This is a genomic window from Mariniflexile aquimaris (genome assembly GCF_042676825.1).
Classification (GTDB): Bacteria; Bacteroidota; Bacteroidia; order Flavobacteriales; family Flavobacteriaceae; genus Mariniflexile; species Mariniflexile aquimaris.
This window is the reverse complement of the sequence record NZ_JBHTIB010000002.1, coordinates 1,013,439-1,025,889: the sequence shown is the minus strand read 5'-3', so window position 1 is coordinate 1,025,889 and position 12,451 is coordinate 1,013,439. Positions and strand designations below refer to the sequence as shown.

12 protein-coding genes are annotated in these 12,451 nt (G+C 36.3%); 8 read left to right on the top strand and 4 right to left on the bottom strand.

Annotated features, from left to right (window positions below; translation table 11 throughout):
* Window positions 1-56 precede the first annotated feature (56 nt).
* Window positions 57-296: a hypothetical protein gene (locus tag ACFQ0I_RS04600; RefSeq protein ID WP_379939794.1), complete on the top strand. Its 240-nt coding sequence runs from the start codon at window positions 57-59 to the stop codon at window positions 294-296.
* Window positions 297-470: 174 nt separating this feature from the next.
* On the opposite strand, the gene ACFQ0I_RS04595 is transcribed toward ACFQ0I_RS04600, so the two are convergent.
* From ACFQ0I_RS04595 to ACFQ0I_RS04585, 3 genes are read right to left on the bottom strand one after another with little or no spacing between them, the layout of a single operon-like run.
* A complete protein-coding gene (locus ACFQ0I_RS04595) occupies window positions 471-1,844 on the bottom strand; it encodes a hypothetical protein (RefSeq protein WP_379939792.1) in 1,374 nt (457 codons plus the stop codon).
* Window positions 1,841-3,277 (bottom strand): McrB family protein, encoded by a 1,437-nt coding sequence (locus ACFQ0I_RS04590; RefSeq protein ID WP_379939790.1) that lies wholly within the window; start codon window positions 3,275-3,277, stop codon window positions 1,841-1,843. The genes ACFQ0I_RS04595 and ACFQ0I_RS04590 overlap by 4 nt, the downstream gene beginning before the upstream one ends.
* Before the next feature lie 45 nt (window positions 3,278-3,322).
* The gene (locus ACFQ0I_RS04585; RefSeq protein ID WP_379939788.1) at window positions 3,323-3,586 is read right to left on the bottom strand and encodes a helix-turn-helix domain-containing protein; all 264 of its coding nucleotides are present in this window, start codon (window positions 3,584-3,586) and stop codon (window positions 3,323-3,325) included.
* A gap of 242 nt (window positions 3,587-3,828) precedes the next feature.
* Here ACFQ0I_RS04585 and ACFQ0I_RS04580 point away from each other — a divergent pair, with 242 nt between their 5' ends.
* Together ACFQ0I_RS04580 and ACFQ0I_RS04575 are read left to right on the top strand one after the other, a co-directional pair.
* Entirely contained in the window at window positions 3,829-4,548 is a 720-nt protein-coding gene (locus tag ACFQ0I_RS04580) for a 3-ketoacyl-ACP reductase (protein WP_379939786.1), read from the top strand.
* A gap of 17 nt (window positions 4,549-4,565) precedes the next feature.
* The gene (locus ACFQ0I_RS04575; RefSeq protein WP_379939784.1) at window positions 4,566-5,021 is read left to right on the top strand and encodes a GNAT family N-acetyltransferase; all 456 of its coding nucleotides are present in this window, start codon (window positions 4,566-4,568) and stop codon (window positions 5,019-5,021) included.
* 199 nt (window positions 5,022-5,220) lie between these two features.
* Here the strand turns inward: ACFQ0I_RS04575 and dgt are convergent, their stop codons facing one another.
* The gene (gene dgt, locus ACFQ0I_RS04570; protein WP_379939782.1) at window positions 5,221-6,561 is read right to left on the bottom strand and encodes a dGTP triphosphohydrolase; all 1,341 of its coding nucleotides are present in this window, start codon (window positions 6,559-6,561) and stop codon (window positions 5,221-5,223) included.
* 186 nt (window positions 6,562-6,747) lie between these two features.
* Here dgt and ACFQ0I_RS04565 point away from each other — a divergent pair, with 186 nt between their 5' ends.
* The 5 genes from ACFQ0I_RS04565 to ACFQ0I_RS04545 all read left to right on the top strand — a co-directional run bounded on the left by ACFQ0I_RS04565 (window position 6,748) and on the right by ACFQ0I_RS04545 (window position 12,412).
* Window positions 6,748-6,981, top strand: coding sequence for a hypothetical protein (locus ACFQ0I_RS04565; protein ID WP_379939780.1), 234 nt, complete (start codon window positions 6,748-6,750; stop codon window positions 6,979-6,981).
* Window positions 6,981-7,298: a type II toxin-antitoxin system RelE/ParE family toxin gene (locus ACFQ0I_RS04560; protein WP_379939778.1), complete on the top strand. Its 318-nt coding sequence runs from the start codon at window positions 6,981-6,983 to the stop codon at window positions 7,296-7,298. Before ACFQ0I_RS04565 ends, ACFQ0I_RS04560 begins: the two co-directional genes overlap by 1 nt.
* Window positions 7,299-7,567: 269 nt before the next feature.
* Complete coding sequence (locus ACFQ0I_RS04555) at window positions 7,568-7,954, top strand: carboxypeptidase-like regulatory domain-containing protein (protein ID WP_379939776.1); 387 nt, start codon at window positions 7,568-7,570, stop codon at window positions 7,952-7,954.
* Between the two features lie 298 nt (window positions 7,955-8,252).
* Entirely contained in the window at window positions 8,253-9,494 is a 1,242-nt protein-coding gene (locus ACFQ0I_RS04550; protein WP_379939774.1) for a hypothetical protein, read from the top strand.
* A 95-nt stretch (window positions 9,495-9,589) separates the two neighbouring features.
* Entirely contained in the window at window positions 9,590-12,412 is a 2,823-nt protein-coding gene (locus ACFQ0I_RS04545) for a TonB-dependent receptor (protein ID WP_379939772.1), read from the top strand.
* Window positions 12,413-12,451: the final 39 nt, after the last annotated feature.

Sequence of the window (12,451 nt, the reverse complement as noted above, 5' to 3'; positions counted from 1 at the left end):
CGTCTCAAAAAGAGCTCAAACAATTGCTTCAATCCCTAACGCAAAAATGAGATTCTATGAAAATTCAAGAAATATTAGAAAAATTGGATGCCGAAAATAAATTTAATGGTTTCCAACTCACAAAAAAGAATAGATTTATTAATTCAACTTGGCTATTGTACAAAAAAGAAAATGGATATTATTTTTTTGACATAAACCAAAAAATAGAATTTATTGATGTTTATAAATATTCAAAATCTGAAGCGTTAATTGAGTTTGAAAAATCAAATTTCGAAATTGACCTTTCTATAAATTAATTTGAAATTGAATTCTTTTATTTCTTATGATTTTTTCTAACTCTTCAAAGGATAATATGTAGAGAATTTATTAAGGCACTCATAAAAAACAGTCTTATGTCAAGATGCTACTATTTATCATTTATACAGAAATTATCGAAAACACACTGCTTTACGAATCAGCTATACTGCTTCTTATCCCATCGTTGTTTTTCTTTCAATCTCGGTAAGTTTATTTGTTAATAAACGCTTCGCTTCCCTTATGGATTCCTTTTTCAAGGGTACGCCCAATATCAATATTGTGTTTGTCACTTTGTTTATTCCGTTTTTATATTGAATGCTTTTTATTTCTATTTGGTCTGATGGGTAACAAAGAAAGCCATACTTAAAATCTGTCTTGCTGAATGAGGAATATGCCATTATCTGATGTAAGTCTTGCCTATGGTATTCTTTAAGTAATTCACTTTTTTCGAATTTATTGTACAAATTAGATTTGTACTTCGCATCAATAAACACCAAGAAATCTTCTTTCTGAAAAATAGCGTCCGGTTCAATATGCTTTAGTTCCCAAGAGTAGTGTTTTGTAGTCTTAGAGCGGAATCTAACGTTCGAATAAAGTCGCCCACCTGTTTCTTTCGCTACTTCTCTAAAGATATGTTGTATAAATTTTTCAAATACATCTGAGAAATCCACACGCCACGCTGTACTGTCAACCAGGTTAAAGTCTAGAATTTTATTTGCCTGTACCTTACAACTTTTGACTGTTGGACTGTCTGAAAACCGAATAATTATTTTATTGGCTGATTTTGGTTTATGATAATATAACCGTTCTTCAAGAAAGCTTAACTTGTTTCTAAGTATGTTTTTTATTCTTTCTGGCGTATTAGCGGAGAGAAGTTCAATTTTACAAATGTCAAACACATATCTAATTTCAGCATATTCAGTGTGAAACTCGCTTAACACATTGGCTCTAGCTGGAAACTTTAAGCGGTTTTCAACTTTATATTCCGAATTAATGTATTTAGTCCAGTTTACTTGTCCAGTTGGTTGATTTGAAACCTTTTCAACGTTGTCAAACTTGCGCCAAGATTTCATTGTCAGTTTTTCAAGAGAGCTAATGAACTTCACGGCTTCTAAATACAATGGCGGTCTAAAGTTTTTACCTGATGCCAGTGGTAAACTGTCAACAACCTCTGGGCTGATTTCTGTTCCAAGTAGGTTTAAAATTTCAATATAATCTTCAAATCTATCACGCCCAGTAAATCTGGGCATTACAACAAAATCACCAATTTGCTTTCCGGTATCAGAAGCTCTTAGTGGAATAGAACCGATGAAACCTGATGTATGAAATGTTATAGCTGTGCTTTGGTCTGAGCCAATTATGTACGGTTGAACCCCCAGGAATTTAAATTGCTCTAAATTATAATCAATAAATTTTTGAAGGTATTGCCCAATCACTCTTTTGTCTGCCGATTTGAACCACTTTTTTTGCAACGAAATTCCACTTAACTGTCTTGATCTTTCAGTTAAGCAAGGAACTTCACAAAATACATCCAATGGTTTTGTCATTCGAAGAGAGATAATTTTATTCTTGTCGAGAAATAGCTATTGAATTCCTCTTTAGCATTTCTTAATAGCCCTTCTTGTAAATATTCTTTAATCAAAGGAAAGATTTCGTAACGGATTCTATTGTACATCTCCGTTTCACTTTTAGCAATGAAATACCCTTCGCCCGGTTGAAGGCTTAGTTCAGAACTTGAAGCATACCAATTAAAAATTTCCTCGATAGCAGCAAAGTCTTCTTTAAAGAAAAACTCTTCGTCGGTTATTTTATTCACAGAGACAGTTTCAAGCTTTTTGCTCACACCCTCAACAATTTTCGGAGTCATACTATACCAAGCAAATCTTCTTCTTAATGCAAAATCTACAACGGCCAAACTTCTATCAGCTGTATTCATAGTTGTTATTACGAAGAAATTATTGGGTAGTTTATTTATCTTAAAATTAGGCGATATTTCAATTTCTACATTTGATACATCCATCTTGTGCTCAAATAAATAAAAAATTGGACCTAATACATTTGAGAGGTTAGCTCTATTTATTTCGTCAATGATTAAAATGACTCTTTCTGCGCTATGCTCAACTGCATACTTCAAGGCTTTTGAGAAATTACCAGGATATTCCCTATATCGAAGTTCTTCATTTACGGTGTCAGGTTTTATTCCGAAAATGAAATCGGAAAAACTAGTCTCTGCGTGAAATTGGGTGAAAAATGTCTTAGCACCGATTTTATCTGCAACACTTTTTGCCGTTCTTGTCTTCCCGGTTCCTGGAGGGCCTTGAAGAACTAAATATTTTCGTTCTTTTAACAGATTCTTTATTTCTTCAGTATCGTCTTTCCTTTCTTTGTTTAGAAAAGGCCCTAAAGCTTCAGATACTGCTTTTCGATGGTCTTTGTTAGAAGGCCAATCTCTGAGCTTCGCATAACCAGCTACAAACGCTGCAATAACTTGTTTTCCTTCTTCACTTTCAGGGTCATCAACGATTTGACAAGTAGGTAAAACTTTGGTGTATGTTTTAATCGTGTTTTTTATGTGCTGTAAGTCTGGACTTACTGTGATTGATTTAGGCAGACTAGTTTCTATATCAGCGAAGTCCGATTTACAAAAACCCCTTTCATCTGTTAAGTTTGAAAACAATCGCCTTAATCCAGGATATGTCGCAAGCGTATAATCATTTTTAAACCCACTGGAGCCCACTCCAAGGCAAACTAACCAAGGTTTATTCTGGTCGTTGGGAAATATTGTCAAAGAAAAGTCGTGAAATGGACCGGATACTTCTTCTTCCGGATGAATAAAGCCAAAATAAGCACCATTATCTTTAAGAGCTTCTTGTCCCGTATTATTTCTTTCAACATAGGAATTATTGAATTCGCTATCTGTTTTAGCACCAAATTGTTCTGCTTTTTCTTTTATAAACTGTCTAATATTTTCGATACTCATATTCTTTTTTTAAGCGTCAGATTAAAATGATTAATTACTAAAGATTTAATCTTCAGTTTTAAGTTTATATTTTTCAAGTAATTCTTTAGCATTATCAAACTTTAAAAGTTCGTCAAGAGTTAAATTGAAGGCTTTAGCAAAAATCGCCATATTGGTAAGCGAAATATTTCGTTCAGCTCTTTCAATCATACCTATATAAGTTCTGTGAAACCCAGTTTTGTGTGATAATTGCTCTTGACTTAAGTTTTCTTGTGTTCGTAAGTATCGAATTCTATCACCAAATTCTTTTAAAAGAAAATTGTTTACCATAGTTCGAAACTATACTAATTGTATGTTTTTGTCAACCGACAATGTGTATCATTTAACTAATGTTTTTTAATTTCAGGAGTCATAAAACAGATTGGGTAGATTTTACCCTATTTTAAAGTTAAGAATATCTAAATCCGTTCGGCTTCTTCAAAAAAACCCCTAAATTTGTTTGCTTAGGTGTACGCTTTATTAAAACCAAAGGATAGGCGTACTAATATGTATTAATTTCTATAAAAACAATCATGAGTGAATTAAAAAATAAAAAAGCCATCATTACAGGTGGCAGTAGAGGTTTAGGAAAAGCAACCGCCATTGCCTTCGCCAAAGAAGGGATAGACGTAGCCATAACTGGTAGAAACGAAGCGCTTTTAAAGGAAACTGTTGCAGAATTACAGACCTATGGCGTTCTGGCTACTTATGCGGTTTTTGATGTTGGTAATTACGAAGCCGTTAAAACGGGCATTAACAGTATTATAAAAACGCTAGGATCGGTTGATATTTTAGTAAACAACGCCGGTATTGCCGCTTTTGGGTCGTTTATAGACATGGAAGTAAGCCAATGGAGCCAAATAATTCAAACCAATTTGATGGGCATGTATTATGTAACCAAGCAGGTGTTGCCGTACATGGTAAACCAAAATGAAGGCGATATTATTAATGTGGCTTCTACCGCTGGGTTAAATGGCAATGCTACCACATCGGCGTATTCTGCTTCTAAATTTGCGGTTATTGGCATGTCGGAATCGTTAATGAAAGAGGTTCGTAAAAACAACATTCGCGTTTGCACCTTAACACCAAGTACGATAGCTTCGGATATGTCTATTAATCTGGGTATTGCCAAAAAAGATTCTGAAGACAGCGTGTTACAACCGGAAGATTTTGCAGAATTAATTGTTGCGGGCTTAAAGTTGCCACGAAGAGCAATGCTTAAAGGCGCTTCGTTATGGTCTACAAATCCGTGATTAAACCCCATCCACTCATGACTTTTAGAGAAGCCACAGAATCTGATATTTCGGCCATTGTACAACTTATGGCAGACGACGACCTTGGAAAAAACAGGGAACAGTTTCAAGAGCCTTTACCAAAAGAATATTTAATCGCTTTTGAAAAAATAAATGCCGATAACAATCAAGAACTTATGGTGGTGGTGGATGATGACCATGCTGTTATTGGCACGTTTCAATTAACTTTTATTCAATACATGTCGTATTGCGGTGGCATTAGGGCGCAAATTGAAAATGTGATGATTAGAAAAGACAAACGTGGTTTGGGTATTGGGAAACACATGTTTGAATGGGCCATAAACAGAGCGAAAGAACGGAAGGCGCACGTGCTGCAATTAACTTCGGACAAAAAAAGACCACGAGCCATTAAGTTTTACGAGGATTTGGGTTTTATTGCCAGTCATGAAGGGATGAAATTGCATTTTAAGTAAGGATCGAGCTATTTTAGAAATGACTCAAAGGCAATTTTCAAACCTAAACTTGAAAGTATTACTGGGTTTGCGTTAGGGATTGAGCAATTTGTTTGAGCTCTTTTTTGTAGTTAAAAAACCTTTCGACTGCGCTCAAGGTGACATAACAAAAAAAGCGAGTTGCGAAAGCCCGACCCGACCTTAGGAGGGTAACGCCCAACTAAAAACTAATCCCTTTTATTTTTTTATATTCTAAAATGGCTTTGCTATCGGACAGCAGGGCGACGTGGCAACACACGCTTAATAGGCGGTTGTACATGCTGCTGTCTTGTGCCTTTATGGTTTTGGGCAATCCTTTTAAAATGAGGGCATCGTAATTGGAAGCGCTGCCATTAAAACTGTTGTTTACGGCATGGGTATAGGTGCTTAACAGGGTATTTATTACGCCGTAACCTGCTATTTCTTTATCTACAACCTCGGTAGATTGGTAAATGTTTTCGACACTTATTTTTATGATGTCTTTTATTTGCGCGGCGTACTTACTTTTGTCTAACAAGGCGCTATCGAAACTGCCTTTTAGTATGGCGTCTTCGTGTTTCATGAAAATAGCGACGGCCTCGTTAATGAGGCTGCCTATGGCAAGGGCGCGTAAATACCCGATGCGGTCTTCGCGGGTGGAAAGGGCGTAATAGTTTTCGGGTTTGATGGTGTCGCGTATTATTTTGGACAGGTATTCGAGTGCAAATTCTTCTTGGATGAGCCCGAGGTTGATACCATCTTCAAAATCGATAATGGTGTAGCAAATATCGTCGGCCGCCTCTACCAAAAACGCTAAGGGATGACGTGAGAAACTCACATCGGTGTTGCTTCGTTTTACTAAACCCAACTCGGTGGCAACATCTATAAAGGCCTCTTTTTCTGATTGGAAAAAGCCGTATTTTTTGTCGGCAATATGGGGTGTTGGTTTTTTGGGTAACGACTCTTTGGGGTATTTGGTAAAGGCGCCCAAAGTTGCGTAACTTAAACGCAAGCCGCCATCGCGTCCTGCTCTACTTTCAGTTAATATTTTAAAACCGTTAGCGTTTCCTTCAAAATCGCACAAATCTTGGTATTCTTTAGGGCTTAACTGATTTTTAAACTGAGTACCGGCGCCTGTTTTAAAAAATTCGCCAATGGCCTTTTCACCTGAATGTCCGAAAGGTGGATTGCCTATATCGTGCGCCAAAGCTGCTGAAGCCACAATAGCGCCAAAATCGTTGGCTTGGTAGCCATGTACGTTTTGTAAATGTGGATGTTTTTCTAAGAGTTTTTTACCTACCAGACGTCCTAAACTGCGCCCTACCACACTTACCTCTAAACTGTGGGTTAAGCGGGTGTGCACAAAATCTGTTTGCGACAAGGGAATGACCTGGGTTTTATCTTGAAGACTTCTAAATTCTGATGAAAATATCACACGATCGTAATCGACTTCAAAGCCCAAGCGGGTTTCGTCTTGTTCTTTCCTGATGCGTTTATTGGTATCGCCAGCGCGTTTTAAAGATAATAATTGTTCCCAGTTCATTGTAATTTTTTATGCTTGGGCAAGATAATAAAGAAATTCTTTAAACGTAGCATATTCTTTAAAAGGAAGGAATAAGTTACCGTTTTAATTTTGGACTGAAGTTGGCAACAAGCTTTGAAATACGTCAATTTAAGAAAACAACAACTGAATTGATAAATTTGTATCTTTGATAAAATGTCGAATAAAATGAATTTAGAAGCTCGGAAAATAAAATTTGTGCAAGAATTTTTAAAACTTCAAAGTGAAGAAGCTATTTCTCGTCTTGAAAAAATATTAAGTAACGAAAAAAAAGCAACAGAAGCGCGCATTTTTGAACCAATGACTCCAGAGGCCTTGAATAAACGCATTGACCAATCGGAATCTGATTTTAAAAACAATCGATTCAAAAATAGTGCAGAACTATTAGCCAAATATAAGTAATGGCACTAAAGATTATTTGGTCTGAATTTGCCGAAACGCAACTTGACGAAATCTACGACTATTACGAACAGAACGTAAGTACAAGTGTTGCAAAGAAACTTGTAAGGGGAATAATTAACGAGCCTAAAAAGTTGATAAAAACACCCCAAATAGGACAAGAGGAAGACCTATTAAAACACAGAGAAATTGAATACCGCTATTTAGTTTTCAAAAACTACAAACTAATTTATTCTGTGGATAATGAAAACGGATTTATAAAAATTGCCGATGTGTTTGATACACGACAAAATCCACCAAAACTGAAACGTACTAAATAATAGCAGTTGCCAAAACTTACACCTGCAACTTTACTTTTCAATATAGGCTTAAATAAAATTCCTTATTTAGATTCCCACTTTCGTAGGAATGACATTTTAAACGGAAACCTGGTTTAAAAACGAGGAACTCTTTTCTGATAAAATTCGCTAACACTAAAATCCTAAAGTTGGTAACATTAGGGTAACACTTTAATCACTTATGTTTAATGTTTAGGTAACATGGGTTTTTAAAGGATGTTTTTTCTTTGTAATAACAATATAACATACAGATGAAACACCTTGTTACCATAATACTATTTGCATTTTCTAGCTTAAGTTTTTCTCAAAACACTGGAATGCTTATTGGCAAAATAATGGACAACGAACTACAAAACAGTCCGTTAGTAATGGCGCAAGTAACCATAAAAGAAACCGCTACTCAAACCAACACCGATTTAACGGGTATGTTTGTAATCGAGAATTTAAAAGCTGGCGATTATACCTTAGTTTGTGGTTTTGCAGGTTATGAAACCCAAGAAATTAACGTACATGTAGATGCGCTAGAGCCTGCTGAAGTAAAGGTATCTTTGGCTGCAAGTACGGTTTCGTTTGGCGATTTAGCACTTCTTAGCAGCACTGCCAAAAAAGACGAGACGCCCTTTATAGCAGCCAATTAATAAGCTTGCATTTCTTTATTATTGAGCCTAATTTACAAATGGGCTTTCCCTTTAACGACGACGCCTTTCGTCGTTTTTTCATTTTACAGGTTTCAATAAAACCACGATATACAAACGCTTTTTTTCAATGTTAATTGAATGTTTCTAAATCCTTCAAAAACCTGTGGCCCCATAACATTGAGGTAACTTTTTTTTGAAACAGGTTTAACCTTCAGATAACTTCAACTTTACATACTCGAAGTTTCTTTGTGGAAGTTTAAAATCAAATAAAAACGAAACCATTTAAATTCAAAAAAAAATGAAAAAATTAAATTATTTACTAATAGCAATCTTTACTTTAGGTCTTGCAACAAGTTGCGATAGTAGCGATCCTGCAATTATTGATGAGGATGACAATCAATCTGGAACAACCATTACCAAAGCGGGTTTAATTACTGCAAACGAAACTTGGACAGCCGATAATATTTACGTGTTATCTGGAAAAGTTGTAGTAAATGAAGGTGTTACACTTACTATTGAACCAGGTACCATTATTAAAGGTGCTGAAGGACAAGGCTCTTTAGCTTCGGCTTTAGTGATTGACCAAGGTGGTAAAATAATGGCAGAAGGCACTGCAGATAAGCCTATTATTTTCACTTCTGTTTTAGACAATATTACCGTAGGACAGAAAAAAGGTTCTAATTTAACTATTGCCAATGTTGGTTTATGGGGAGGTGTTATTGTTTTAGGAAAAGCACCAATATCTGTTAGTGGCGATTTAGAAACCAAACAAATTGAAGGCATTCCTGCAACTGATTCTTTCGGACAATACGGTGGAAGCATTGCAAACGACAATTCTGGTGTCTTAAAATACATCTCTATCAGACATGGTGGTATTACAATTGGTAGCGATAACGAAATTAACGGATTAACCCTTGGTGGTGTTGGGTCTGGTACTACTATCGACCATATTGAAGTAGTAGCTAATCAAGACGATGCCATCGAATGGTTTGGAGGCACTGTAAATGTTACCAACGTGGTGACTTATGCACAAGGTGATGATGCTATTGATGCCGATGAAGCTTGGTCTGGAACTTTAGATAATGCCTTAGTAATTATGGGTGCCGATTCTGATTCTGCTTTAGAATTAGATGGTCCTGCAGGTTCTGCTGCGACTGAAGCGGGCTACACCATTAAAAACGTAACCTTAAAAGGTGCAGGCGCTTCGAGTGTTAGCAAATATGCCGATTTAAGAGACGGTTTAATTGCCAATCTTCAAAACATTTTAGCTTATGATTTTGGACCAACCTCTGTTGTGAAAGTAAACGGTGCCGATTCTGCTACCGAATTAGCTGCAGGGAGAATTACATTCTTAAAATGGGAAATAGTATTACCAGCGGGTGTAACATCAGTGTCTAGTTTAATAACTGGCGCGAATGCTGGCGATGATACCAAATTTACTAACAATGCTACGGCTATTACTGCGGCAAGTGCTGCAACTGTAGGTGCAAATACAGCTGTTTTTAGCTGGACCTATGCTAAATCTGTAAGTGCATTTTAATCTCAAATAAAAACATTTTAAATAAAATGTCCACCAGCAAAAAAGCGGTGGGCATTTTATTCATTTATAACATTTTACTATAACTAATTTCAAACATGTTAAACAAAGGAATTCTTATTATTGTTTGTTTATTTTCTTTACAATTAATGCAGGCACAAACCAGTAAAATTGCTGGTAAAATTATAGATAGTGAATTTAATGACGTATTAGCGTTTGCCAATGTACTTGTAAAAGGTACGCTAAAAGGAACTACTTCAGACTTTGATGGAAGCTATTCCTTAGAGCTCGCTCCCGGCAGCTATACCATTATTTATTCATTTATTGGTTACGATAGCAAACAGGTAACCGATGTGGTTGTAAAAAACGGACAAACAACCGATTTAAACATCACTTTAAATCCGTCATCAGCACTACTTAGTGAAGTTGTTATTACCACCTCTGTGAGAAGAAACACCGAAGAATCTGTATTAAATTTACAGAAGAATTCGGCAACTCTTATGGATGGCTTATCTATTGAAAGTATCAAAAAATCTGGAGCCAGCAGTATTGCCTCGGCTATTAAAAGTGTTCCGGGAGTATCGGTTCAAGAAGGTAAATTTGTATTTGTGCGTGGTTTAGGCGATCGCTACACCAAATCTATTTTAAATGGCATGGACATTCCGGGATTAGACCCAGATAAAAACACCATTCAAATGGATATTTTCCCAACTAATATTCTCGAAAATATCATCATATTAAAATCTGCTTCAGCCGATTTGCCTGCCGATTTTACGGGTGGTGTTGTAGATATCATCACCAAAGATTTCCCTTCAAAAAAGCAAATGCAATTTTCGGTTTCTGGTGGCTTTAATCCGAGTATGCACTTTAAAGACAATTATGTTAACTACAAAGGCAGTAATACAGACTTTTTAGGTTTCGACGATGGTAGCAGAGCCCTTCCTATTAATAAGTTACAAAACATTCCGAACCCAGCAGCTTCAAATAATAGCTCTTTAGAACCTATTACACGTGCCTTCAACCCTACATTAGCAACAAGCACTGGAACAAGTGCACCCGATTTTAGTTTGGGCTTTAGCTACGGCAACCAATTTGCGGTTGGAGATAACAAGTTAGGGGTTATTGCGTCGCTAGACTATAAAAATACTTCCACGTTTTACGAAGGTTTTGAAAATGGTATTTACCAAAAACCCGAAGAGCGCGACGTTTACAACCTACGTTTTGATAGACGCCAACAAGGTGACTTAGGAGCTAACAATGTTTTGGCTTCCATTTTAACTGGGTTAACTTATAAAACCCAAAAGTCTAAATACAAATTAAATTTATTGCACATTCAAAATGGCGAAAGTCGTGCAGCCTTATTCGATCAGCGAACCGAAATCTCTAATGCCATCGATGTGGTTAAAGACAATCTGGAATATACCGAACGCTCTATATCGAACATACTGCTTTCTGGTTATCACACAAGCGAGGATGCCTCGTTTATTACAGAATGGAATCTGTCGCCATCGCTATCGAGAGTGTACGATAAAGACGTTAGGCTAACCACATTTATAGATCAAGGAGACGGTGCATATACCATAAGTTCAGATGCTGGATTTCCGGCGCGTATTTGGAGAGATTTAGAAGAAATTAACGCTGTTGGAAAACTAGATTTTACAAAAAAATACAACCTGTTTAATAAAAAAGCATCCTTAAAATTCGGCGGCTTGTTTAGCTACAAACAACGCGATTATTCCATATACAACTACGATGTGGGGTTTATTAACATAAGCCCAACGGTGTTTAATGGCAATCCTGATGCTATTTTGGCTACTGAAAATATTTGGACACGTGCATCTAACAGCGGGTCTTATATTCGAGGGAATTTTGAACCTGCAAACTCCTTCGATGCGAATCAAAATACGGCGTCTGGATACATTTCAAACGAATTTAAAATTACCGATAAGTTAAGAACCATTCTGGGGCTACGAGCAGAATACTTTACCTCGTACTTTACTGGGCAGAACAATACGGGAAGTGTTGTTTTTAATAACACCCAACTTCTTGACGAATTGGATTTTTTCCCATCGGCAAATTTAATTTATGGGTTTAATGAGCATATAAATTTAAGAGGCTCCTACTCTAAAACAACCGCCAGACCTAGTTTTAAAGAAAAATCGTTGGTACAAATTACCGATTTGTTAACGGGTACCATTTTTCTTGGAAACATCGATTTAAAACCGTCTTATATAGACAACTTCGATGTGAGATTAGAACTGTTTGGTGACGATTCGCAAATGCTAGCCTTAAGTAGTTTTTATAAAAAGTTTGTAGACCCTATAGAGCTGGTAGCCTATTCTGTAATTGCCCCAAACCAATTTACTCCGAGAAACTCACCATCGGCGAAAGTTTTAGGTTTAGAATTTGAAGCCAGAAAGCATTTTGGATTTATCGCTGAAGGTTTAAAAAATTTAAAAATGACCTTAAATATTTCAATAATCGATTCTGAAATTGAAATGGCTAAAGGTGCAGGACAAGAGTACGAATCGCGTCAAGCCTTTGCTAGAGATAATGAAACCATTAAAGATACGAGAGCGTTACAAGGGCAGTCGCCATTTTTAATCAATTCGAGTTTAAGTTACGAGAACCAAGCTATTGGCTTAGAAACTGCCATTTCTTTTAATGTTCAAGGAAAAACCTTAGAAGTGGTTGGGTTTGGACAAAATCCAGATGTGTTTGTACAGCCGTTTAATAGTTTAAATTTAAACGTATCGAAAACGATTGGCACTGCTAAAAATTCGACGATTAGTTTAAAAATCGATAATATCTTAAACGAAAAAAGACAAAGCTTATACGAATCTTATGGTGCCGAAAAAGTACCGTTTTCTTTAAGGCAACCAGGAACGGCATTTTCTTTAGGCTATAGTTTGAGTTTTTAATAAAATCGAATTTCAAGAAACTGCTCTTTTTGGTTTCCG

What these genes read in the sequence shown, in the direction of transcription:
- ACFQ0I_RS04600 (WP_379939794.1), top strand. Translation starts at nt 57, where the DNA reads ATGAAAATTCAAGAAATATTAGAAAAATTGGATGCCGAAAATAAATTT.
- ACFQ0I_RS04595 (WP_379939792.1), bottom strand. Translation starts at nt 1,844, where the DNA reads ATGACAAAACCATTGGATGTATTTTGTGAAGTTCCTTGCTTAACTGAA.
- ACFQ0I_RS04590 (WP_379939790.1), bottom strand. Translation starts at nt 3,277, where the DNA reads ATGAGTATCGAAAATATTAGACAGTTTATAAAAGAAAAAGCAGAACAA.
- ACFQ0I_RS04585 (WP_379939788.1), bottom strand. Translation starts at nt 3,586, where the DNA reads ATGGTAAACAATTTTCTTTTAAAAGAATTTGGTGATAGAATTCGATAC.
- ACFQ0I_RS04580 (WP_379939786.1), top strand. Translation starts at nt 3,829, where the DNA reads ATGAGTGAATTAAAAAATAAAAAAGCCATCATTACAGGTGGCAGTAGA.
- ACFQ0I_RS04575 (WP_379939784.1), top strand. Translation starts at nt 4,566, where the DNA reads ATGACTTTTAGAGAAGCCACAGAATCTGATATTTCGGCCATTGTACAA.
- dgt (WP_379939782.1), bottom strand. Translation starts at nt 6,561, where the DNA reads ATGAACTGGGAACAATTATTATCTTTAAAACGCGCTGGCGATACCAAT.
- ACFQ0I_RS04565 (WP_379939780.1), top strand. Translation starts at nt 6,748, where the DNA reads ATGAATTTAGAAGCTCGGAAAATAAAATTTGTGCAAGAATTTTTAAAA.
- ACFQ0I_RS04560 (WP_379939778.1), top strand. Translation starts at nt 6,981, where the DNA reads ATGGCACTAAAGATTATTTGGTCTGAATTTGCCGAAACGCAACTTGAC.
- ACFQ0I_RS04555 (WP_379939776.1), top strand. Translation starts at nt 7,568, where the DNA reads ATGAAACACCTTGTTACCATAATACTATTTGCATTTTCTAGCTTAAGT.
- ACFQ0I_RS04550 (WP_379939774.1), top strand. Translation starts at nt 8,253, where the DNA reads ATGAAAAAATTAAATTATTTACTAATAGCAATCTTTACTTTAGGTCTT.
- ACFQ0I_RS04545 (WP_379939772.1), top strand. Translation starts at nt 9,590, where the DNA reads ATGTTAAACAAAGGAATTCTTATTATTGTTTGTTTATTTTCTTTACAA.